Below are 21,859 nucleotides of genomic sequence, written 5' to 3' on the forward strand. Positions count from 1 at the left end.
CACGGCCTCAGCGTGCGCGCTGGGGGTCGACGGCGGCGGGGGCGGTCATCGGTGCGGGCGGCGCCGAGTGGAGGTGGCGCCGGCGCCGGAACGCCTTCTCCGCTTCGACGACGATCGGGATGATCAGTGACCACCCGAGGCAGGCGAGCCACTGGCCGCCGGTCAGCGACGTGGTCATGAGGAGGTCCTGGAGGAACCCAGCCTCGACCGCGAACACCGTCACGATGGTCGGGATCGAGAGGATCTTCAGTGCGCCGAGGATCGGTGGGGTGAGCCCGGATTCCGGGTCGCGTCGCATGACGAGCCCGGCGAGGATGGAACCGAACGACAGCACCACGAACGCCGTCGTCATGGGAACGTTCGCCTCGGTCGTGCTCATCTCGCCCGGCGCGAGGAGCATCGCGGCGAGCGTGACGGCGAACTGCAGGACGCCGTATGCAAGCCACTGTACGAACGCCCTCCGGTTGGCGATCGGCATCTGCGGGTCGCGGGGCGGCTTGTTCATCAGATCCGGTGCAGGCGGGTCGAGCATGATGACGGCGACCGGGAACAGCGTGATGAAGAAGTGCTGGAACAGCACCATCAGCGGGGTGAGCGCGACCCCGTCGTTGATGTCGAAAATGCTCGCGACGAGAAACAGCAGCACCAGCGAGAACAGTTTCGACATCTGGTACCGGATGTAGGACACGATCTTGTCGTAGATGTTGCGGCCCAACCGGATCGCGGTGATCAGGGTCCCGAAATTGTCGTCGGTGAGCACCATCTTGCCCGCCTGTTTGGTGACTTCGCTGCCCGAGCCCATGGCTACGCCGATATCGGCCTTCTTCAGCGCGGCCGCGTCGTTGACGGCGTCCCCGGTCATCGCCACGACGGCGCCGTTCTTCTGCATGATGTCGGCCAGGCGCAGTTTGTCCTGGGGGGTGACGCGGCCGAACACGTGCAGATGCGGGAGTGCGGCCGACAGTTCCTCATCGGTCATGGCCTGCAGTTCCGCACCACCGATCGCGCCTGGTCCGAGCCCGAGTTCGGCGCCGATCGCGGATGCCGTGATCGCGTGGTCGCCGGTGATCATGCGGACGTCGATGCCCGCCTCGTGGGCGGTGCGCACCGATTCGATCGCCTCCGGCCGAAGCGGGTCGATGATCCCGACCATGCCGACGAACGTGAGGTCCGCGACGTAGGACATGGGGTCGGCCACCGCGGCCTCCTCCTGCCCGTCGAGGCGGCGGACCGCGAAGGCCAGCACGCGAAGCCCCTTCTCGGACATGGTCCGGTTCGCTGCCGTCAGTTCCTCCCGGACCTCGTCGAGCGGCACCTCCTGCCGGCCCGGCCGGAAGGCGGTCGTGCACCGCGCCAGGACCACGTCGGGCCCTCCCTTGACCAGTTCCACGAATTGGGTTCTGCCATCGACCTCGAGATGGTGGAACGTCGCCATGAACTTGTACGCGGAGTCGAACGGCACGGCGGCGACGCGCGGATACGTCCGCCGGGTCAGTGGGGCGTCGACACCGATCTTCGCCGCGAGCACCACCAGCGCGGCCTCCGTCGGGTCGCCGACGACCTCTCCGGTGCCGGAGACCGTGGCGTCGCTGTCGAGGCACAACCCGTACGCGAGCAGTGTGAAATCCGGAACCGCCTCGCCCGCGACGTGGGTGATCTTCCCCGACTTGGCGTAACCCTCACCGTCGACGGTGTACCACCGGCAGTGGAAGTACAGCGACCGCACGGTCATCTGGTTCATCGTCAGCGTGCCGGTCTTGTCCGAGTTGATTACGCTGGTCGCGCCGAGCGTCTCGACGTCCGTGAGGTTCTTCACGATGGCTTTGGCGTCGGCCAGCTGCCGTGCGCCGTAGGCCAGCATCGCCTGGACGAACGTCGGCAGGCCGGTCGGGATCGCGGAGACCCCCATGGAAATGCCGAGCAGCAGCAGCGTCGTCACGTCCTGTCCGCGAATCACCCCGATGATCACGATGATCGCCACCGAAGTCCACGCGATGACGCCGAGCACTTTCGTGAGCGAGTCCAGTTCGCGCTGCAGCGGAGACTTGCTGGGCGCGACCGCAGAGAGCATCGACGCGATCTGACCCATCTGGGTGTGCATGCCGGTCTCCGTGACCACCATGGTGGCGGTGCCGCGGGTGACCGAGGTGTTCTGGAAGCCCATGTTGCTGCGGTCGCCGAGAGAAACGTCGATGGTGCCGAGCGTCTGGGGGTCCTTCGCGACGGGTGCACTCTCACCCGTCAGTGCCGCCTCCTGGGTCTCCAAGGTGGCCGTCGTGAGAAGGCGGCCGTCCGCGGGGACGATGTCGCCCGCCTCGAGCTGCACGACGTCGCCCGGCACGAGCTCGGTGGCGTCGAGCTGGGTCAGAGTGCCGTCGCGGACCACCCGCGCCTGCGGTGTCTGCATCTTCGCCAGTGCGTCGACGCTGGCGCGCGCCTTCACTTCCTGCCGTGTGCCCAGCACGATGTTGAGCCCGACGAGAACCGCGACCACGATCGCCGTCGGGATTTCGCCGATGACGATGCTGACCACGGCCACCGCGACCAGCATCAGGTTCATGGGGTCCTTCAACTGCAGCAACGCGATCGACCACGTCGACGGCGGCGGCTCGGAGGCGATTTCGTTCGGACCGTGCCGTCGGCGACGTTCGTCTACTTCGCCGGTCGTCAGCCCCGCCTGCCGATCGGAGGCCAGCGCGGACACGACGGCGTCGGCATCCTGGGCATGCCAGGCCGTCTGCGCTTGCGCGGGTTCCGTCGAGACCATGACCGCTCGTCCTTTCGGCTCGGATCCTCAGTAGGGGGTGGGAATCCAGTGCAGTGGTTGCCTCGGCGCCTCGTAGCCGTGCGGGCCCCGCCGCTCCGGCAAGGTGATGTCGGGGCGTTCGAGGGGTTCGTAGGGGATCTGGCTCAGCAGATGGCTGATGATGTTGAGCCGACCGCGTTGCTTGTCGTCGTTGACCGCGACGTACCAGGGCGCCCAACCGGTGTCGGTGAAGTGGAACATTTCGTCCCGTGCCCGCGAGTAGTCGTACCAGCGGCTGTACGACTTCAGGTCCAGGTCCGACAGCTTCCAGATCTTCCGCGGATCGTCGATCCGGCTCTGCAGGCGCAGCGTCTGCTGCTCCTCGCTCACCTCCAGCCAGTACTTCAGCAGGATGACGCCCGAGTCGACGATCGCGCGTTCGACCACCGGGACGAGTTGGAGGAACTGCTGCGCTTGCTCCTCGGTGCAGAAGCCCATCACCCGTTCGACGCCCGCGCGGTTGTACCAACTGCGGTCGAAGATGACGACCTCCCCGCCGGCCGGGAGATGGGGCAGGTACCGCTGCACGTACATCTGCGACTTCTCGCGATCGGTCGGGGCCGGCAGGGCGACGACACGGAATACGCGCGGACTGACCCGCTCGGTGATCGCCTTGATCACGCCGCCCTTCCCGGCGGTGTCGCGACCTTCGAACACGATGCAGATCCTGGCGCTCGACGATTTCACCCACTCCTGCAATGCGACGAGTTCGCCGTGGAGCGGACGGAGTAAGCGGCGGTACTCCTTGTTCTTCATCTTGTTCTTCATCGGCACGGCGGGCTCGGCACCGTCCGGCCGGGGCAGGTCGAACCCGGACCTGTCGTGTTTCGACTTCTTTCCCACGGTGTCTACCCCGGCCGCCGACTGCTCAGACCCGAGCCGGCTGCCAGGTCGACACTGCCCAGATCACCACGACGTCGAGTGCGATGATGAGCACCGACCACCACGGGTAGTACGGAAGCCACAGGAAGTTGGCGAATATGGAGACTGCTGCGATCACGATCGCGGACACCCGCGCCCATCCCGCACCGGTGAGCAGCGCGAGGCCGACCGCTGCGACGAGCACACCCAGCACGATGTGAATCCAGCCCCACGTGGTCAGGTCGAACTTGTAGACGTAGTTCACCCCTGCCACGAATACTTCGTTCTCGGCGACCGCGGCGATTCCCTGGCAGAACTGGATGATGCCCACGGTCACCATGATGATGGCTGCCCCGATCGACGTGCCTGCAGCGACGCCCTGCTTGACCGACGTTGTCTCGGACATGACCGTCCCTTTCTCTACCGCGAGCCGGGCGGCCCGGTAGCTCCATTGTCCGCCGTCTCCGCGTCGTATTAGTTGTGAAACGGTATTTCCGGGTAGTGCTCCGGATACTTGATTGATCCCAGAGTCCTGAATATTCACGGTCTCGACACCGAACCGAGTTGCTCGAGAGGCCATTTCGTGTCTTGACGATGGCTTCGCAGCGGGACGACGATGAGTCGATGATCGGTGACGACGAGTTGCTTCAGGTCGAGCAGGTCATCGAACGCCTGATGACTCGGTACCCGTCCGTCTCACCCGTGGACATCGAGCACGCCGTGCGCACCGTTCACAAGCGCTTCACAGACTGCAGGATCCGGGACTTCGTCCCGCTCTTGGTGGAGAAGGGGGCCCGACGCGAGCTTGCCGACAGTACGGTGCCGGCCGTAGGTGACATTGTGCTCTAGCGGTGTCGTCGTGGGCTGGGTAATGCTAGGGCGACGGCGTGTGCGGCTGTCGCTGCTGTCTTCAGAAGAGAGGTCCTGCAGTGAACGACACCGATTTCGACGAACTCGGACCCATCGATTATCTCGTCGTGGAGTTCCCTGCCGACCGGAGACCCGACGGATCGGCGTTGCCCCTTCTCATCGACCTGGTCGAACGAAACATCATCCGAGTGCTCGATCTGGTCTTCGTCCGCAAGGAAGCCGACGGATCGCTCGCCGGTATCGCCGTCGAGGACCTCGGGTTCGAGGGCGGTGTGGACGTGACGGTGTTCGCCGAGGCGACTACGGGTCTGATCGACCGAACCGACCTCGAGGATGCGGCTGCCGTCCTCGCCCCGGGCTGTTCCGGGGCCATTCTCGTCTACGAGAACACTTGGGCCGCACCGTTCGCCTCCGCCCTCCGGCGCGAGGGCGCGCAGCTCGTGGCCTCGGGCCGTATCCCCGTCCAGGGAATTCTGGCCGCGCTCGACACGCTCGACGCCACTAGTTGAGATTTCGAGGAGCACCTCACGCCAGGCCAGAGTCCTGGCCTCCTGACCGGAACACCGAGTGGACGGAGCGTCGAAAATGGAAGGCTTCTGGGAGTTCTTCTGGTTCATCTTCGTCTGTTTCGCCTTCGCGGCCTACTTGTCCGTGTTGTTCGCGATCATCTCCGACCTGTTCCGGGACCGCGAGACGTCGGGGTGGGTGAAGGCGATCTGGATCCTCTTGCTGTTCGTCGTTCCCTTCCTGTCGGCACTGGTGTACGTGATCGCCCGAGGCGACGGCATGGCGAAGAGGTCGATGGCCGCCGCCGAGCAACACAGGCAAGCGCAGGACACCTACATCCGGGACGTCGCCGGAAAGTCTCCGGCTCAGCAGATCACGGATGCCAAGGCGCTGCTCGATTCCGGTGCGATCACCGACGCCGAGTTCCAGGCGATCAAGACGAAGACACTGGCGTAGCGCCCGCCGGCGGTCGGCCGGGCAGACTTGTCCGAATGCGAACATCCCAGGTGGGCTTCGGTGTTCACCGGACGTGGTGTGATTGCGGATTGCTGTCGACAGCGACTCCGTGGCGGCTACGCTTGCCAGGTGCCGAACGATGTAATCGATGGTGCACCCGAGCGCGAAGCCGGTCCCGCCCGGCCACCCGGGTATCGCCGCTGGCTTCCGGACCGCTATGCCTTCGGGGGGCTGGTGGTCGCGGTCCTGTTCGTGTGGCTGTCGTTGACGCCGACACTGCTGCCGCGCGGTCCGTTCTTCCAGGGATTGGTCACCGGCGTGTCGGCGGCGCTCGGCTACGCCATCGGATTCCTCGGTTCCAAGTTGGTCCGCTACCTCGTGCAGCGGGAGGCGCCCACGCGTGTGAAGACAATGGTGCGCCGGGTGGCGTCGGTGATCGGAATCGTCGGAACCGTGGCGATACTGGTGTGGTTCTGGGATTGGCAGTCGCAGTTGCGGGCGATCATGAGCGCCGCACCGTTCCCGTGGTTCGGCTATCTCGTCATGGTGGTCGTGGCGGTGCTGATCTACGTCGGGTTGGTGGCGCTGGCCCGGGTGCTGCTGCGGGCGGTGCGGTGGGTCGAACGCAAGATCAGCCGGGTGGTGCCGCGGCGGATCTCGGCGACGGCCATCGGTGTACTGGTGGTGGCGCTGTTGTTCGCACTCGTCAACGGCGCCGCAGTGCGCGTGATCATGTCGGGGCTGAACAATTCGTTCGCCGCGGTCAACCAGGAGACCAAGGCCGGTGACGAGCCGCCGACGTCGTCGCTGCGTTCGGGCGGACCGGACTCGCTCGTCACGTGGGATTCGCTGGGACGGCAGGGCCGTTCATTCATGTCGCGTGGCCCGACCGTCGAAGAATTGTCCGCGTTCAATGGTGGGCGGCCCGCGGTGGAGCCGATCCGGACGTACGCCGGGCTGGCCAGCGGCGGCGATTCGATCCGCGGGAACGCCCAGCTGGCAGCGGACGAACTCGAACGCGCCGGCGGGTTCGATCGTGCGGTGGTGGGCGTGGCCACTACCACCGGTACGGGGTGGATCAACGAGAGTCTCGCCTCATCGCTGGAGTACATGTACAACGGCGACACCGCGATGGTCGGATTGCAGTACTCCTATCTGCCGAGTTGGCTGTCCTTCCTGGTGGACAAGGAGCGTGCCCACCAGGCCGGGGAGGCATTGTTCGACGCTGTGTACGACAAGTGGAAGGTATTGCCACCGGAAACTCGTCCGAAACTCGTCGTGATGGGAGAGAGTCTCGGATCCTTCGGGGGCGAAAGTGCGTTCGGCAGTGTCGACGATGTCGAGGCCCGTACCGACGGTGTGCTGTTCACGGGGCCGCCGAATGCGAACGAGATATGGACCGACGTCACCACGAACCGCGATCCGGGCTCGCCCGAATGGCTGCCGATCTACGAGCAGGGCGGGACCGTCCGCTTCGGAGCACGCGCACCGGAGGACCTGCCACGCCCCGACGCCCCGTGGGGACGGCCACGGATGGTCTACCTCCAACACCCATCGGACCCGATTGTCTGGTGGTCACCGGAACTCCTGCTGAGCGAGCCCGACTGGCTGAAGGAGGACCGTGGCTACGACGTCCTCGACAGCACGCAGTGGTTCCCGTTCGTGACTTTTCTTCAGGTGGCGGCCGACATGGCGGTGTCGACGGGTGTTCCCGACGGGCACGGACACACGTACGTCGTCGACATCGCCGACGCGTGGAGCGCAATCCTGTCGCCCGACGGCTGGACCCCGGCAGACAACGATCGCCTGCGGACGACGCTCGCCGAGATGGGGGAGGACGGCTGACCTCCTCGCGTGCGCCGACGGCTACGGCGCCGCGAGGAAGGAGCTGACAGCGGGCGCGAGATCGGCTGCGTTGGTGACGATGTCGAGGTGACCGCCGAGGTGCAGGTGCAGGGTCGCGTGTGGCAGAAGCGCGTTCATGATGTGGGCGTTGGCGATGGGGATGATCGGGTCGTCGGTGCCCGCGACGATCAGGGTGGGCTGCCGGATGAGCGGAAGTATCGGCAGGCTCGTCCACATCGCTCCCGCGAGGAGTTGATGGAGATAACCGATGCGGGAGCCCGTGTGCATCTGTTTTCTGAAGACTCGCGCGACGGCTTCACCGCCGAGGCGCGCCGTGCCACCGTACAGGTCGCCGGCGATGGCAGCCGCATAGCCGGTGTCGGTGAACCGCCTCGGAGTCAGCATCTTCGCGAGCACACGCGGGTGGCCCGGAATCATCAGGGCCCCGGTCCCGGTGGCGACGAGGACGGCGCGCCGGCAGCGCCGAGGGTTCTGGAGGGCGAACTGCTGGGCCAGCGCTCCGCCCCAGGACAAGCCGAGGATGTCGACGACGTCGACCCCGATCTCGGTGAGGAGGCGGCTCAGGCCGCACGCGAGGGCGGGAATCCCGTACGGGACCGGGGATGCCGGCGAACCCCCGGTGCCGGGCACGTCGAAACTGATGATCGTCGCTGTCGGATCCATTGCGGCGACAAGCGGGTCCAGCACTTCCAGGCCGGCTCCGATGCCGTTGCACAGGACCAGGGGCACACCGGTCCCGCGGCGGATCCGCACCCGGATCCGCCGACCGCCGACCGGAACGACCCTGTCGTCGAACCGGTCGCGCCCACCGAACAATTCGGTCACGCTCACGTGTAGAGCACCACGACGTCCGCGATGCACACCGGACGCGTTCCGCCGTCGATCTCGTAGGTCAACCCGAAGACTGCCTCGATGCCGGCCGGTTTCCGTTGAGCGGCGATCACGGACACGGTGACGCGCAGCGCGGAACCGACGGGAACGGGCGCCGGGAACCGCACCTTGTTCAGGCCGTAATTGAGGGCGGCGTGCACGCCGTCGACGGTGAGAACTTCGGCGAGGATGCTCGGGGCCAGCGACAGCGTGAGATAGCCGTGCGCGATGGTGCCGCCGAAGGGGCCACGGGCCGCGCGCTCGGGATCCGTGTGGATCCACTGGTGGTCCCCGGTCGCGTCGGCGAACAGATTCACCTGATCCTGCGCAATTTTGAGCGTGCCGGTGGTTCCGATGGTCTGTCCGACGAGCCCGAGGAGTTCGGTGGGCTGTGTGAGATGCATGGGTAGGAATGTCCCTCTGTGGTGTCGAGCGGGTCAGCTGTGGTGGACGTAGGTGCCCGGGGCGGGCCCGAGCGGGGGGAACCGCCGGGCGCCGAGGCCGCCGGGGGCGTCGATGTCGGGTCCGCTGCGCTCGGCGAGCCAACGGGCGTAGTCGGGCCACCACGAATCCGGTGCGGTCTCCGCTGCGGCCAGCCACTCGTCCGGAGTCTCCGGGGCGGGCTGCCCGAATCGGAAGGACGCTCGCGGATTGCCCGGCGGGTTCACGAGCGAGGCGATGTGACCGTTCGACGACAGCACGAATCGGGAGTCCTTGCTGCCGAGGAGGCGAGCGCTACGGTAGGTGGACTGCCACGGGCAGAGGTGGTCGGCGGAGCCGCCGACGACGTACGCGTCGGCGGTCACGGTGGCCAGGTCGACGGGTGTGCCGAGCATGGTCGCCGCGCCCGGCGTCGTCAGCGCGTTGCGCAGTCCGAGCAGGACGAGATCGCGGTGCAGTGCCGCCGCCATGCGGGTGGTGTCGGAGTTCCAGAACAGCACGTCGAAGGCGGCGGGAGCCCGGCCCTGCACGTAGTTGTTCACCCAGTACCGCCAGACCAGGTCGGTCGGACGCAGCCAGGCGAACATCTCGGCGAGGGTGCGGCCGTCGAGATAGCCCTTGGCGGCCGAGTCGCGGATCGCGGCCGCGGCGGCGCGCTCGCTCATGACGGCAGCCGCGGTGCCGGCCTGGGTCTGGTCGAGGACGGTGACGGCCAGGGTGAGGCCGGCGATGCGGTCGCCCTCACCGATCTCGGCGAGATGTGCCGCGACCATCGCAGCGAGAATCCCACCCGAGCAGGTGCCCAGGAAGTGGGCGCTGTCGGTTCCGGCAATGCACTGCACCGTATCGAGCGCCTCCACGATCGCCGCGCCGTACGTGTCGGCATCCCAATCCCGGTGCCGGGCGTGGGGGTTGCGCCAGGAGATCGCGAAGACCTGCTGACCCTGCTGCAGGAGGTACTCGATCAGACTGCGGCCCGGTGCGATGTCGAGAATGTAGTACTTGTTGATGACGGGCGGGACGATCAACAGTGGTGTGGCGTGGACTTGTTCGGTCTGCGGCGTGTAGTGGATCAGTTCGAACGTGCGGGTCTGCAGGACCACGGCACCCTTCGTCGCAGCCACGTCCTCCCCGACGGCGAATGCGTCGGGTTCGACCATGGCAGGCACGCGAGGTTTGGACAGCATGTCGCGGACGAGCGCGCGGACTCCGCGTGCCGCACTGAGGCCGCCCGTGTCCACCATTGCCTTCCAGCCCAGCGGGCTGAGGAGTGGATTGTTGGTGGGGGACAGGCCTTCGACGAGGTTGTCGAGGACGAACCGCATCCGTTCGTGGTCACGCCAGTCGAGTTCGGCGTCGTCGAGCAGGGCAGCAGCGGTGTGCGACGTCGCGAGATACGCCTGCATCGCCCGGCGCAGGGCCGGATTCTGCTGCCACGCGGCGTCGCCGAAGCGTTTGTCCGACTTCGCGGGAGTTCGATCCGAGGTGCCGACGGCGATGGCGCCGAGTTCGCGGACGAGGGCGCCGCCGCGCCGGGCAACGGTACCCGGCCGGCCGGCGAGGCCGACCCCGAGACGGGTCCACGAGCTGTCGGGGAGCATGCGGGCGGCGACGCCGCGGGTTCCGCTGGTGAGGAGAAGGTCGAGGGGAGCGGTGAGCTCGTCGGGGATGGTGGGGAGGGGAGTGTCGCTCACGCTTGTGCTTTCGGTATCAGAGTGCGGCCGCGGCGCGGCCGAGTTCGCGTTTGAGGATCTTGCCGGTGGCGGTCATGGGAAGGGTGGTGACGAATTCGACGGTGCGGGGGTACTTGTAGCTCGCCATCTGCTGCTTGGCCCAGGCGATCACATCGTCCGCGGTGACCCGTGCGCCGGGCTCGAGGATGACGTACGCCTTGATCTCCTCGCCGTGGCTGTCGTCGGGGACGCCGACGACGGCGGCGAGAGAAATGGCGTCGTGGCCGAGGAGGACTTCTTCGATCTCACGGGGGTACACGTTGAATCCGCCGCGCACGATCAGGTCCTTGGCCCGGTCGACGATGTAGTAGAAGCCGTCGTCGTCGACGCGGGCGAGGTCGCCGGTCCGGAACCAGCCGTCCCGCAGCACTTCTGCCGTGGCGTCCGGGCGGTTGTAGTAGCCCGTCATGATGTTGTGGCCGCGCAACGCGATCTCGCCGATGTCACCGGCGCCGGTGACGGTGTTCCAGTCCTTGTCGACGAGCCGGGCCTCGATTCCCCACACGGGGACACCGATCGAGCCGGGCCGTGGATCGCCGCCGGGATCGCTGAACGTCGCGAGCGGCGACGTCTCGGACAGTCCGTATCCCTCGAGGATCTGCACACCGAAGCGGTCGGCGAACCGGGTGAGGATCTCCACCGGCAGCGCGGCGCCACCGGAGATCGCGAGTCGTATGTTGCCGGCGATGCGGTCGATGTCGGCGGGGTGTTCGTCGAGGGCGCCGAGCAGACCCCAGTACATGGTGGGCACCCCGGCGAAGACGGTGATGTTCTCCCGTTCGATGAGATCGAGTGCGGCGGCGGCCTCGAACCGGGGCAGCAGCACGAGGGTCGCCCCGACCGAGATTCCGGCGTTGAGGGTGACGGTCTGGCCGAACGAGTGGAACAGCGGCAGGGTCACCAGGTACCGGTCGTGGGTGGCTGGTGTGCTCTCGAAGAGACGATTGGCGGTCAGCGCGTTGAGCACCATGTTGGCGTGGGTGAGCTCGGCGCCCTTGGGTTTTCCGGTGGTCCCGCTCGTGTAGAGGATGACAGCGGTGTCCCCGGGTTCGCGGACCACGGTCTCGACCTCGGTGTCGCGATCCGCGACGGCGTCCGCGAGTGTTTCGATGCCGTCGATCGTGGCGGGAGCGTCCGGGTCGGCGGTGATGCGGAACATGGTGCGGCAGTCGGAACTCTGCGTGAACGCGGAGCGCCCGTACTCGCCCATCGGCAGGTCGGGGGTGCCGTCGTAGCACAAGTACGCCTTGGCGTCGGAATCGGCGAGGTGGTAAGCGATCTCGCGGTCCTTGAGGAGGACGTTGAGCGGTACGACCACGGCGCCGGCCTTGAGGATGCCGTAGTAGACGACGGGGAACTGGGGGATGTTGGGGCAGGAGAGCGCGACCTTGTCACCGGGTTCGATGCCGCACGACATCAGCAGGTTCGCGACCTGGTTCGACCGGGTGTCGAGGTCGGCGTAGGTCATCCGTGCGTCGCCGAGAATCAAGGCGTCACGGTCGGGGAATCGGCGGGCGGAGTCTTCGAGAAGGACGGAAAGGTTGAGCACGGGAGACTTTCTCGTGGTGGGAGGGTGGGAGGAGCGCTACGACAGCGCCGCTGCGGTGGCGGCGCGCACCAGGTCTTCGGTGACCCCGGGCGCGCACTCGCGCAACACCAGGCCGGTGTCGGTGACGTCGACGACGGCCAGGTTGGTGATGATCCGGTGCACGACACCGCGTCCGGTGAGAGGCAGGGTGCAGCGTTCGACGATCTTCGGGGCACCGGACTTGTCGCAGTGCTCCATGACCACGATGACTTTGCGGGCGCCGTGCACGAGGTCCATCGCACCGCCCATGCCCTTGACCATCCTCCCCGGAACCATCCAGGTCGCGAGGTCGCCGGCCGCGGAGACCTGCATTCCGCCGAGGACGGCGGTGTCGATGTGGGCGCCGCGGATCATCCCGAAGCTGAGCGCCGAATCGAAGAACGACGCGCCCGCGTTGACGGTGACCGTTTCCTTGCCGGCGTTGATCAGATCCGCGTCGACCGCGTCCTCGTCCGGATACGGGCCCGTGCCGAGGATGCCGTTCTCGCTGTGCAGCGTCACGTCGAAGCCCGCGGGCAGGAAGTTCGGGATCAGTGTGGGCAGCCCGATACCGAGATTGACGTACTCGCCCGGCGACAGTTCCCGGGCGGCACGGGCTGCCATGTCCTCGCGGGTCCAGCCGATCGTCTCGACGATGGTGGTCATGTCAGTCCCTCCTCGCGGCGACGGTGCGCTTCTCGATCTGCTTGTCCTGAGTCCCGGTGTGGACGATGCGGTCGACGAAGATCCCCGGCAGGTGCACCCGCGCCGGGTCGAGGACCCCGGGCTCGACGAGCTGCTCGACCTGTGCGATACAGATGCGGCCGGCCATCGCGGCGAGCGGGTTGAAGTTGCCTGCGGCCTTCGCGAAGACGAGGTTGCCTTCGGCGTCGCCGATGCGGGCGTGGACGAGTGCGAAGTCGGCGGTGATCGACTCCTCGAGCACGTACTGGCGGCCTGCGAACTCGCGGACCTCCTTCGGCGGAGACGCGACGGCCACCGATCCGTCGGCTGCGTACCGCCACGGCAGCCCGCCGTCGGACACGGGCGTTCCGACCCCGGCAGGGGTGAAGAACGCGGGGATCCCCGCACCGCCGGCACGCAGCTTCTCGGCCAGGGTGCCCTGCGGCGTCAGTTCGACCTCGAGTTCACCCGACAGGTACTGGCGGGCGAATTCCTTGTTCTCCCCGACATACGACGCGGTGACGCGGCGAATCCGGTTGCGGGTGAGCAGGATCCCGAGCCCGCGGTCGTCGACGCCGCAGTTGTTGGAGTACACCTCCAGGTCGGTGGCCTCACCGGCGGCGATCGCGGCGATCAGCTCGTCCGGGATGCCGCACAACCCGAACCCGCCGACCGCCAGCGACGCACCGGGCCCGATGTCCGCGACGGCGTCGGCGGCCGAACCGAACACTTTGCGCGTCATCGGGCATCTGCGTTCGCGAGGCCGGGGACGACCGTGCTCTCGATCAGTTCCCGGAGCAGTTCCTCGGCGTACGGCCAGTACCCGTAGCCGGCGGCGGGATTGAGGTGGCCGACCGCGCCGAGGTCGACGAACTTGCTGCCCCACGACTCGGCCATCCCGGCGACCCGACGGAATCGGGCCATCGGATCGTTGGTGCTGGCGGCGACGACGCTGGGGAACGGCAGCCGGCCCCGGGGGACGGGATCCCAGCCACCCTGCTCGAGTTCCCCGGGGGTGGGATACCCCTCGGGCAGTGGTTCCTCGAGGTCCGGTGGGGTGACCAGCAGGGCGCCCTGGACCGGGCGGGTGGACTGCTGCGCCCAGTGGACGGTGATCGCCACTCCCGCACTGTGAGCGACCAGCACGACCGGGCCGTCGATGTCGGCGACAACGGCGTCGAGTGCGGCGACCCGGGCCGCGAGGCTGAGCTTGTCCTGTTCGAGCGGCGGCACCGTCCGCGCGGTGTCGAGTCGCTCGGCGAGCAACGTCTGCCAGTGGTCGGCGACGTGATCGCGCAGTCCGGGCACGATCACCACGGTCGGTGCGGTGGAGGTGGAGGTGGTCACGGTCGACTCCAGTTCTTCGGAGGTGGATCAGGCGGGTGCGGTGGTGAGGGCGGCGAGCTTGCGGCGTCCGGCCGGGTAGGCGCGCTTGCCGAGGACGAGGGCGACGATCGCGACGATGTAGATCAGGGGAGCGATCTGCAAGGCAGTGACGAGCCCGAAGCGGTCGGCCAGCACCCCGACGACGAACGGTCCCAGTGCCAGTCCGAGGAGGTTGTTCGCCAGAGTGAGCGTGCCGAAGGCCGAGGCGCGCACCGACGAGTGCGTGAGGTTCGCGACCATCGCGGCGATGGGGCCGGACGAGCCGGCGGAGAAGAAGGCACCGATACCGATCAGGACCAGTTGGGACGTGCCGGTAGGCAACTGGAACCCGGCGCCGAGGAAGACGAGGGAGATCACTCCGAAGACCACCGCGGTGGTCCATTTCCGAGCGGGATCGTTGCGGCTCACGCGGTCGGTGATGATGCCGCACACCACCATGCCGCTGCCGACGAGGAGGACGAAGATCGAGGCCATCGCACCGGCCTTGTCGAGGGCGAGACCGTAGGACCGGTTGAAGAAGCTCGGCAGCCACGCCAGAAGCACACCTGCGGTGAACATCTGGAGACCACCACCGATGTAGGCGAACACGACGGCGGGGGTGGTGAACAGGCTCGAGATCGGCGCCCGGAATCCGGCGGGGCCGGGTGCGTCGGCCGGGTCGTCGTCGGCCGCATGCTGAGCAAGTTTGCGTTCGGAGACCAGAGCCCGGAACAGGGCGACGAGCATGAGCCCGAAGACGGCCATCGCGGCGAACGACCAGCGCCAGCCGAGGTTGACGGCGATCACACCGCCGAGGGCGACGCCGATCACGGACCCGAACGATCCGCCGCCCATGAAGGCGCCGCTGAGCGTGGAGTGCACTCGCGGGGCGAACACGCTGAGAACCACCGCGATGCCGACGCTGCCGTAGGCGGCTTCACCCACGCCGACCAGGAAGCGGGCCCCGAGCATTTGCTCGTAGCTGCTCGCCACGGCACAGAGCAGGGTGGCGATGCTCCAGAGCACGGCCATCAGGACGAGGCTCTTCACGCGACCCCACCGGTCGGCGAGCAGCGACAGCGGGAGGGTCAGCAGTCCGACCATCAACGCGACGACGCTGCTGAGCGACGCCAGCTGGGAATCTGTCAGCGTCCATTCGGTTTTGAGGAGCGGGAAGACGGCACTGAGGACCTGCCGGGACATGTAGTCCGACAGCAGCAGACCGAAGGTGAGTGCGAAGACTATCCACGGATAGAACCGGGACCGGGAGGCCGGAGCGGTGCTCCCGGTGGTGGTGTTCAGGGCGGTGGTGGCAGGCAGTCCCATGAGGCCTCCTATGGCCGTCAGGAGTGATAAAGGGGTGGGGAGAGGGCCGGCCGTGCTCGTGTGAGCGGCGGTCTGTCCGGCTCTCTCCCCGGCGTGATGCAAGATCCCCCGGCGCCGAAAATCAGGCGTGGTGGGTGAAGCCGACCTGTCCGGGACGGCGGTTGGGCGCGTAGCCGAGCTTGGCGAGGGTCTCGTCGGCATCGGCGTAGGTCTGGCCGATCCGGTAGATGTCGCGGGCCTCCTTGCCGGTGGCCACCTCGCGGCCCAGTTCACCCGCGACGCGGACCAACTGCTCGACCTGCTGGACGGAGGTCATCTTCTCGCCTTTGCGTCCCCAGATGGTGTCTTCGTTACCGCAGCGGGGGTGCAGACCCATCGCGATCGCCATCGCGTTGACCGGCAGCACGCTGCGCATCAGGGTCTCGAGGGTCAGGCAGGCGCCGTCCGGGACTCGCTGGATGAAGTTCATGATGTTGTACGGGTTGGGGCCGTCGAAGCCGCCGCCGATGCCGACCCAGGTCAGGTTGAGCGGACCGGTGTAGATCCCGCGCCGGATGAGCCGCTCGACGGTCTCGAGCTGGGGGATGCTCGACAACTGGAAGTGCGGCTGAATTCCGGCCGCCTGCAGGCGACGCAGATGCTCCTCGACCCACGCGGGGCCTGCCGGAACCGTCATCTCCCGGTACGCCTCGGCGAGCTCGGGCCGCTCCATCGAGGTGCCGGCGATGTCGTCGGCGGTCATGAGTTCCATGATGTTCATCTGCGAGGTGTTGATTGCGATCGTCACCTGGTCGGGTGCGGGATCGAGGTCGGCCAGCATGTGCCGGGTGTCGTCCGAGAGCCACTTCGCATCCGACCCTTCCCCTTCGGGTGCGAAGGAGATCGATCCGCCGACCTGCAGGATCATGTCCGGCACCGCCTGGCGGAGTCCGGCGAGCAACTCGTTGAACTTCGAGAGCCGCTTGGAGCCCTTGCCATCGAGCTCACGGACGTGGATGTGCAGGACGGTGGCGCCGGCCTCGTAGCAGTCCACCGCTTTCTGGACGTGCTCGTCCATCGTCAGCGGCAGGTCTTCGCGGAAGTCGTCCGGCTCCCACTCGGGACCGTACGGGGCACAGGTGATGACCAGCTTCTCCTGGGCCTCGGGGAAGAGGGCGTCGTCGTGGAAGTGCATGGTGTTCTCCGTTCGAAATCGGATCTGATGAAAAGGGGCAGTGAGTAATTCAGAAGGGCCGGTCGCCGATGATGCCGGCGCGCTCCATCTTGCGGACGGCGGGCCAGTAGTCCTGGACCGCGTAGTGCTGGGTGGAACGGTTGTCCCAGATCGCGACGCTGTTCTTCGTCCAGCGCCACCGCACCTGGTACTCGGGAATCGACGCCTGGCTGATCAGGTAGTTGAGCAGGTTGCTGCTGCCGGGCGCGTAGTCGATGCCGTACCGGATGTGCTCGGGGGTGTGGTAGTTGACGAAGTGGGTCGCGAAAGCGTTGACGAACAGGATCTTTTCGCCGGTCTCGGGGTGCGTGCGCACCACGGGGTGCTCGGCGTCGGGGAACCTCTCGTGCAGCGCCTGCCGCTGTTCCAGCGGCTGCGCGGCACCGAACGACGCCTCGATGCTGTGCCGGGCGCGGAGTCCGTCGATCTGCTTCTTGACCTGCTCGGGAAGCTTCTCGTACGCCAGGGCCATGTTCACCCAGATGGTGTCTCCGCCGATCGGGGGCGTCTCCACGCAGCGGAGCACGCAGCCCATGGGCGGGTTCTCCCGCCAGGTGGCGTCGCAGTGAAAGGCGTTCTCGTAGTGCTCGGCCGGGCTGTCGAGGTCCTTGTAGATTTGCACCAGCCCCGGGTGGTCGGGGTCGCTCCCCACGGCGGGGTGGTCCTCGAGCGGGCCGAACCGCTCGGCCAGCGCCACGTGCTCGGCGCGGGACATTTCCTGGTCGCGGAGGAACAAAACCTTGTACTCGAGCAGCAGTTCCCGCAGTTCGGCGAACAGGGCGTCGTCGCGGGCGGCGTCACCGAGGTTCACGTCGAACAGTTCGGCGCCGATCGAGCAGGTGAGCGGTGCGAATCGGAAGGATCCGGAAGGGGAGAGGATCGTGTGCGGTTCGGGCGAGTAGGTCAGTTGCGCGGTGTCGGTCATGGTGGTGTCTCCGTCGGGGTGAATGTGTTGGCGCGCTCTCAGAGTCGGAACACGGAGGAGCCGATGCTGCGTCCGGATTCGAGGTCGTGGTGCGCTCGGACGGCGTCCTCGAGCCCGTAGCTCTGGTTGATCTCGATCCGGATCCGGCCGGCCTCGACGTGCCCGAAGAGTTCACCGGCGAGTTCGGCGCGCTCGGCCGGGTCTGCGATGTAGTCGGCGAGCGCGGGTCGGGTGACGAACAGCGAACCCTTGACGGCCAACTGCATCGCGTTGATCGGAGGAATCGGTCCGGAGGCGGTTCCGAAGCACACCAGCAGTCCGCGCCGGGCGAGGCAGTCGAGCGAGGTCTGGAAGGTGGACTCGCCGATGCTGTCGTACACGACGGGGACGCCGGCACCGTCGGTGATTTCCCGAACCCGCTCGGCGACGTTCTCCCGGGTGTAGACGATCACGTGCTCACACCCGTGGGCGCGGGCGATCGCGGCCTTCTCGTCGGTGGACACGGTGCCGATCACGTTGATGCCCAGCAACTTTGCCCACTGCGTGAAGATCAGGCCGACGCCGCCGGCCGCCGCGTGCAGGAGCACGGTGTCGCCCGCCTTCAGCGGGTGGATGCGCCGCAGCAGGTAGGCCGTGGTCAGACCGCGCATCGTCATCGCGGCCGCGGTGTCGAAGCGGATCGCCTCGGGCAGCGGGATCAGCGGGGCGGCCGGCATCACGCGTTCGGTGCTGTAGGCGCCGAGGGGGCTGCCCGTGTAGGTGACGCGGTCACCGACCTGCACGTGGGTCACGCCGGAGCCGACTTCCTCGACGACACCGGCCGCCTCCACTCCCATGCCCGCGGGCAACTCGGCCGGGTACAGGCCGGTGCGGAAGTAGGTGTCGGCGAAGTTCAGTCCGACGGCCTCGTGCCGGATCCGGACCCCGTGGGGACCGGGCTCCCCGACCTCGACGTTCTCCCACTTCATGACTTCCGGAGCGCCGTGCTCGTAGAACCGAACAGCCTGTGCCACAGTATTTCTCCTCTTCGATGTGATGAGCGGTGCGGTGCCGCCGCCGGACCGGTCGCGGTCGGGCGGGGCGGGGGTGACCCGGTGTGGCGGATCACCTCTCCGACCGCTTCTGTGATGCACCTAACAGTACGGGCGCATCCGGTCGATTGCTTATCCTGACGGGACAGACGGCCTATCATTTTGGGACAGGGCATTGGAGGTGGCATGAAACCCCTTGCGCGCTACGCGTCGCTGAACGGATACCTCGAGCTGTGCCGGTCGCTCGGTGTCGATCCGGTGCCGTTGATGAGGTCCGCCGGCCTCGATCCGTCCGGCCTCGCACTGCAGGACCGATGGATCCCGGCCGCGGCGATCGCGCGCCTCCTCGAGCAGTCGGTGGAGGCGTCCGGGCACGAAGACTTCGGGGTGCGCCTCGCCGAGCGCCGGCAGTTCTCCAACCTCGGCCCTCTCAGCCTCGTCGTGCGCGAGGAACCCGACGTCCGCAGCGCCCTGCGCGTGCTCACGCGGTACACGCACACGTACAACGAGGCGTTGCAGACGCGGATGTCCGAGTCGAACGGTCTCGCGACCTTGCGTGTCGAACTGGACGTGGGGGAGGCAACCGAGACGCGGCAGTCGGTGGAACTGGCGGTCGGAGTGCTGCACCGGCTGCTGCGCGGCTTCCTCGGGGGCGGCTGGAAACCGCTCGCCGTCTGCTTCCCTCATCCGGCTCCTGCGGACACGGCTACCCACCGGCGTCTGTTCGGGCCGGTGGTGAACTTCGACCACGAGTTCGCGGGCATCGTCATCGACGCCGGCGACCTGGCCGAGCCGAACAAGATGTCCGATCCACTGCTCCGTCGCTACACCCAGCAACTCCTCGAGTCCTGGGAGCCGTCGGACGACGTGACGATCGTGAGCCGGGTCCGCGAGCTGATCGAACTACTGTTGCCGACGGGCCGCTGTTCCGTCGAGCAAGTGGCTCGCAGTCTGGGGGTCGACCGGCGAACGGTGCATCGCCGCCTCGCCGAGAGTGGGGAGACGTTCTCGACCGTCCTCGACGCGACCCGCGTCGAACTCGCCGAACGGATGGTCGCGAATCCCCGCCTGAGTCTCACCGAGATCGCGGACGTGCTGGCGTTCTCGGCGCCGAGCAACTTCTCCCGCTGGTTCAGTGGGCGGTTCGGGTGCAGCCCGAGTCGCTGGCGCGCTCAGCGTGCGGGCGACTCCGGCTGAATCGGCCGGCCCTCGTCCAGATCGAGCCTGCTGATGTAGTGGGCGCCGTCGTCGATCGGGTTGTCCGGTGGGAGGTAGCCCTCGCCCACACGGCGGAAGCCGGCTTTCTCGAGCGCGCGCCACGACGCCCGGTTGGGGACGACGACGGGGACGACGATCGCGGTGGCGTCGGGTAGGTCGGCCCGGCACTTGGCGACGAACGCGCTGATCATCGCGGTTCCCAGCCCGTGGCCGGTGTGCTGCGGGTCGCCGACGTAGTAGTCGATGGAGATGCTTCCCGGCGGGATCTCGACGAGGGCGGTGAGGAGCGCGAGGTCTTCGGGATAGTCGGCGATCCGGTACCGCTGGATGAACCCGAACGGCAGGCCGTCTCGCAGGACGAGGAAGTCCTCGCAGGGCTCGGTGCCGTCGACGCTGCCGCCGAAGTCGCGCTCGATGTCGGCGTCTGCGGTGTCGTGGTTCCAGAACCGCGCGACGTGTGGTTCGCGGAGCCATCGTTGCAGTTGAGGGAAGAATTCGCGGGTCGTGCGGACGAACTCGAAGGTGACTGCGTCGGCGCTCACCGTAGGAAACTAGCAGGAACCACGTCGATTCAACTTCGGCATCGATAACGAGAATCTTTGACTTGGACATGTATCGACCATGCCTCTAGCGTGATTCCTATGACTCAGGTCACGCCTGGTAGCCGGGCGTGATCGGAGTCCTCCAACGTTCCCCGCACCACCAGCGCCAGCACAGAGAGGAGTCACCGATGACCCTCCCCCTCGCCGTTTCCCCGGCAGTCGACGGCGCGGTCTCCAAGATCTTCCGTCGCGTCGTCCCGCTGTTCATCGTCATGCTCATCTGCAACCAGCTCAACAGGTCCAACATCGGTTACGCGCAGACGCATCTCGAGGCGGACGTGGGCATCGGCGCTGCGGCGTACGGATTCGGTGCGGGTGTCTTCTTCATCGCCTACGCGATCTTCGAACTCCCGTCGAACGTGCTCATGGAGAAGTTCGGCGCCAAGGTGTGGCTTACCCGCATCATGATCTCGTGGGGCCTGGTGTCCGCGGCGATGGCGTTCGTCAACGGCCCGGAGATGTTCTACGCCCTGCGGTTCCTCCTCGGTGTCGCGGAGGCCGGCTTCTTCCCGGCCATCATCTTCTACTTCACCCGCTGGCTGCCGAACAACCACCGCAGCCGCGCCACGGCACTGTTCATCGCCGGGTCCTCCATCGCGGCCGCCATCTCGGGACCGCTGTCCGGACCGCTGCTGTCCCTCGACGGACTCGGCGGGCATCACGGCTGGCAGTGGATGTTCGCGCTGGAGGGACTGCTGTCGGTGGTCGTCGGTTGCTTCGCGTACCGCCTGCTCGACTCGAAGATCGACGACGCGAAGTGGCTCACCGGAGCGGAGAAGCACGACCTGCAGGCCGTCATCGCCGAGGAAGACGTGCTGCGCAGTGAGGCGTCCGCGAAGCGTGGCGAGTCGGGCTCGCGCTGGAAGCTGCTCCTGCAGCCGCGGATCCTGGTGTGCTGCGGCATCTTCTTCGCGATCACCATGGCGATCTACGCCAACACGTTCTGGTTGCCGTCGATCATCCGCCGCATCCCGGGTACCACCGACGTCACCGTCGGGCTGCTCTCCTCGCTGCCGTGGATCTGCGCGATCTTCGCAATGTACTTCTCCAACCGCTCCGCGGACCGCACCGGACGGCACAAGCCCTACCTCGTCGCCGCGCTGCTCATCGGCGGTATCGGCACGATGGCTGCCGCATTCGTCACGCCCTGGCTGGCGCTTCCGCTGCTGTGCGTCGCGACGATGGGATTCAAGAGCGCGAGCCCGCTCTTCTGGTCGATTCCGCAGCGCACGCTCCACCCGATGGTGCTGGCGCCGGCGATCGCGATCATCAACTCGCTGGGCAACCTGGGTGGCTTCGTGGCCCCGTTCGGCTTCGGAGTGATCAAGGAGCAGACCGGCACGGTGACGATGGGCCTGGTCGTGTTGTCGCTCTTCGCCCTGGCCGCCGCCGCGGCGGTGACCTACTTCCGGCGAGACAAGGAAGACATCGACGACGTCGCCGACCTGGCCGAGGTGGGCTCCGACGAGCCCACCGTGGCAGCCAAGTGACCTCTCCCCGGCACATACGAAACGCAGA

General features: G+C 67.1%; 21 protein-coding genes. 6 read left to right on the forward strand and 15 right to left on the reverse strand.

Going from position 1 to position 21,859, the window contains the following annotated elements; genetic code table 11:
* Positions 1–7 precede the first annotated feature (7 nt).
* Genes FND50_RS01165 through FND50_RS01175 form a run of 3 tightly spaced genes read right to left on the reverse strand, consistent with a single transcriptional unit; the run spans position 8 to position 4,073 of the window.
* Entirely contained in the window at positions 8–2,767 is a 2,760-nt protein-coding gene (locus tag FND50_RS01165) for a cation-transporting P-type ATPase (protein ID WP_144284465.1), read from the reverse strand.
* 27 nt (positions 2,768–2,794) lie between these two features.
* A complete protein-coding gene (gene ppk2, locus FND50_RS01170) occupies positions 2,795–3,649 on the reverse strand; it encodes a polyphosphate kinase 2 (RefSeq protein ID WP_144284466.1) in 855 nt (284 codons plus the stop codon).
* 25 nt (positions 3,650–3,674) lie between these two features.
* Positions 3,675–4,073, reverse strand: a complete 399-nt coding sequence (locus FND50_RS01175; RefSeq protein ID WP_144284467.1) for a hypothetical protein — start codon at positions 4,071–4,073, stop codon at positions 3,675–3,677.
* 218 nt (positions 4,074–4,291) lie between these two features.
* Between FND50_RS01175 and FND50_RS01180 the strand changes: the two genes are divergently transcribed.
* The 4 genes from FND50_RS01180 to FND50_RS01195 all read left to right on the forward strand — a co-directional run bounded on the left by FND50_RS01180 (position 4,292) and on the right by FND50_RS01195 (position 7,345).
* On the forward strand, positions 4,292–4,516 hold the full coding sequence (locus tag FND50_RS01180; RefSeq protein ID WP_037204034.1) for a three-helix bundle dimerization domain-containing protein: 225 nt from the start codon (positions 4,292–4,294) through the stop codon (positions 4,514–4,516).
* Between the two features lie 80 nt (positions 4,517–4,596).
* Positions 4,597–5,046: a DUF6325 family protein gene (locus FND50_RS01185; protein WP_005237957.1), complete on the forward strand. Its 450-nt coding sequence runs from the start codon at positions 4,597–4,599 to the stop codon at positions 5,044–5,046.
* A gap of 76 nt (positions 5,047–5,122) precedes the next feature.
* The gene (locus tag FND50_RS01190; protein WP_144284468.1) at positions 5,123–5,500 is read left to right on the forward strand and encodes an SHOCT domain-containing protein; all 378 of its coding nucleotides are present in this window, start codon (positions 5,123–5,125) and stop codon (positions 5,498–5,500) included.
* A gap of 129 nt (positions 5,501–5,629) precedes the next feature.
* A complete protein-coding gene (locus FND50_RS01195; RefSeq protein WP_144284469.1) occupies positions 5,630–7,345 on the forward strand; it encodes an alpha/beta-hydrolase family protein in 1,716 nt (571 codons plus the stop codon).
* 21 nt (positions 7,346–7,366) lie between these two features.
* On the opposite strand, the gene FND50_RS01200 is transcribed toward FND50_RS01195, so the two are convergent.
* The 11 genes from FND50_RS01200 to FND50_RS01250 all read right to left on the reverse strand — a co-directional run bounded on the left by FND50_RS01200 (position 7,367) and on the right by FND50_RS01250 (position 18,503).
* On the reverse strand, positions 7,367–8,197 hold the full coding sequence (locus tag FND50_RS01200) for an alpha/beta fold hydrolase (RefSeq protein ID WP_144284470.1): 831 nt from the start codon (positions 8,195–8,197) through the stop codon (positions 7,367–7,369).
* Positions 8,194–8,640, reverse strand: a complete 447-nt coding sequence (locus FND50_RS01205) for a MaoC family dehydratase (RefSeq protein WP_054246618.1) — start codon at positions 8,638–8,640, stop codon at positions 8,194–8,196. The genes FND50_RS01200 and FND50_RS01205 overlap by 4 nt, the downstream gene beginning before the upstream one ends.
* Positions 8,641–8,673: 33 nt before the next feature.
* Positions 8,674–10,371, reverse strand: a complete 1,698-nt coding sequence (locus tag FND50_RS01210) for an alpha/beta hydrolase (RefSeq protein ID WP_144284471.1) — start codon at positions 10,369–10,371, stop codon at positions 8,674–8,676.
* A gap of 16 nt (positions 10,372–10,387) precedes the next feature.
* A complete protein-coding gene (locus FND50_RS01215; protein ID WP_144284472.1) occupies positions 10,388–11,959 on the reverse strand; it encodes a long-chain fatty acid--CoA ligase in 1,572 nt (523 codons plus the stop codon).
* Between the two features lie 36 nt (positions 11,960–11,995).
* Positions 11,996–12,643: a CoA transferase subunit B gene (locus tag FND50_RS01220; protein WP_144284473.1), complete on the reverse strand. Its 648-nt coding sequence runs from the start codon at positions 12,641–12,643 to the stop codon at positions 11,996–11,998.
* Position 12,644: 1 nt separating this feature from the next.
* Positions 12,645–13,403 (reverse strand): CoA transferase subunit A, encoded by a 759-nt coding sequence (locus FND50_RS01225; RefSeq protein WP_144284474.1) that lies wholly within the window; start codon positions 13,401–13,403, stop codon positions 12,645–12,647.
* Entirely contained in the window at positions 13,400–14,008 is a 609-nt protein-coding gene (locus FND50_RS01230) for an alpha/beta hydrolase (protein WP_144284475.1), read from the reverse strand. The genes FND50_RS01225 and FND50_RS01230 overlap by 4 nt, the downstream gene beginning before the upstream one ends.
* A 27-nt stretch (positions 14,009–14,035) precedes the next feature.
* Positions 14,036–15,352, reverse strand: coding sequence for an MFS transporter (locus FND50_RS01235; protein ID WP_144284476.1), 1,317 nt, complete (start codon positions 15,350–15,352; stop codon positions 14,036–14,038).
* A gap of 121 nt (positions 15,353–15,473) precedes the next feature.
* The gene (locus tag FND50_RS01240) at positions 15,474–16,526 is read right to left on the reverse strand and encodes a 3-keto-5-aminohexanoate cleavage protein (protein WP_144284477.1); all 1,053 of its coding nucleotides are present in this window, start codon (positions 16,524–16,526) and stop codon (positions 15,474–15,476) included.
* Between the two features lie 49 nt (positions 16,527–16,575).
* Positions 16,576–17,490, reverse strand: coding sequence for a TauD/TfdA family dioxygenase (locus FND50_RS01245; RefSeq protein WP_144284478.1), 915 nt, complete (start codon positions 17,488–17,490; stop codon positions 16,576–16,578).
* A gap of 38 nt (positions 17,491–17,528) precedes the next feature.
* Positions 17,529–18,503, reverse strand: a complete 975-nt coding sequence (locus FND50_RS01250; protein WP_144284479.1) for a quinone oxidoreductase — start codon at positions 18,501–18,503, stop codon at positions 17,529–17,531.
* A gap of 204 nt (positions 18,504–18,707) precedes the next feature.
* On the opposite strand from FND50_RS01250, the gene FND50_RS01255 reads away from it, so the two are divergent.
* On the forward strand, positions 18,708–19,718 hold the full coding sequence (locus FND50_RS01255) for an AraC family transcriptional regulator (protein ID WP_144284480.1): 1,011 nt from the start codon (positions 18,708–18,710) through the stop codon (positions 19,716–19,718).
* Here FND50_RS01255 and FND50_RS01260 read toward each other — a convergent pair.
* Positions 19,694–20,281, reverse strand: a complete 588-nt coding sequence (locus FND50_RS01260; protein ID WP_144284481.1) for a GNAT family N-acetyltransferase — start codon at positions 20,279–20,281, stop codon at positions 19,694–19,696. The genes FND50_RS01255 and FND50_RS01260 overlap by 25 nt on opposite strands.
* A 188-nt stretch (positions 20,282–20,469) precedes the next feature.
* On the opposite strand from FND50_RS01260, the gene FND50_RS01265 reads away from it, so the two are divergent.
* On the forward strand, positions 20,470–21,831 hold the full coding sequence (locus tag FND50_RS01265) for an MFS transporter (RefSeq protein WP_144284482.1): 1,362 nt from the start codon (positions 20,470–20,472) through the stop codon (positions 21,829–21,831).
* Positions 21,832–21,859 lie beyond the last annotated feature (28 nt).

Origin of the sequence: Rhodococcus sp. WB9, assembly GCF_007558985.1 — a bacterium.
GTDB classification, from domain to species: Bacteria; Actinomycetota; Actinomycetes; order Mycobacteriales; family Mycobacteriaceae; genus Rhodococcus_F; species Rhodococcus_F opacus.

What these genes read in the sequence shown, in the direction of transcription:
- FND50_RS01265 (WP_144284482.1), top strand. Translation starts at nt 20,470, where the DNA reads ATGACCCTCCCCCTCGCCGTTTCCCCGGCAGTCGACGGCGCGGTCTCC.
- FND50_RS01245 (WP_144284478.1), bottom strand. Translation starts at nt 17,490, where the DNA reads ATGACCGACACCGCGCAACTGACCTACTCGCCCGAACCGCACACGATC.
- FND50_RS01235 (WP_144284476.1), bottom strand. Translation starts at nt 15,352, where the DNA reads ATGGGACTGCCTGCCACCACCGCCCTGAACACCACCACCGGGAGCACC.
- FND50_RS01175 (WP_144284467.1), bottom strand. Translation starts at nt 4,073, where the DNA reads ATGTCCGAGACAACGTCGGTCAAGCAGGGCGTCGCTGCAGGCACGTCG.
- FND50_RS01220 (WP_144284473.1), bottom strand. Translation starts at nt 12,643, where the DNA reads ATGACCACCATCGTCGAGACGATCGGCTGGACCCGCGAGGACATGGCA.
- FND50_RS01205 (WP_054246618.1), bottom strand. Translation starts at nt 8,640, where the DNA reads ATGCATCTCACACAGCCCACCGAACTCCTCGGGCTCGTCGGACAGACC.
- FND50_RS01255 (WP_144284480.1), top strand. Translation starts at nt 18,708, where the DNA reads ATGAAACCCCTTGCGCGCTACGCGTCGCTGAACGGATACCTCGAGCTG.
- FND50_RS01225 (WP_144284474.1), bottom strand. Translation starts at nt 13,403, where the DNA reads ATGACGCGCAAAGTGTTCGGTTCGGCCGCCGACGCCGTCGCGGACATC.
- FND50_RS01165 (WP_144284465.1), bottom strand. Translation starts at nt 2,767, where the DNA reads ATGGTCTCGACGGAACCCGCGCAAGCGCAGACGGCCTGGCATGCCCAG.
- FND50_RS01190 (WP_144284468.1), top strand. Translation starts at nt 5,123, where the DNA reads ATGGAAGGCTTCTGGGAGTTCTTCTGGTTCATCTTCGTCTGTTTCGCC.
- FND50_RS01240 (WP_144284477.1), bottom strand. Translation starts at nt 16,526, where the DNA reads ATGCACTTCCACGACGACGCCCTCTTCCCCGAGGCCCAGGAGAAGCTG.
- FND50_RS01180 (WP_037204034.1), top strand. Translation starts at nt 4,292, where the DNA reads ATGATCGGTGACGACGAGTTGCTTCAGGTCGAGCAGGTCATCGAACGC.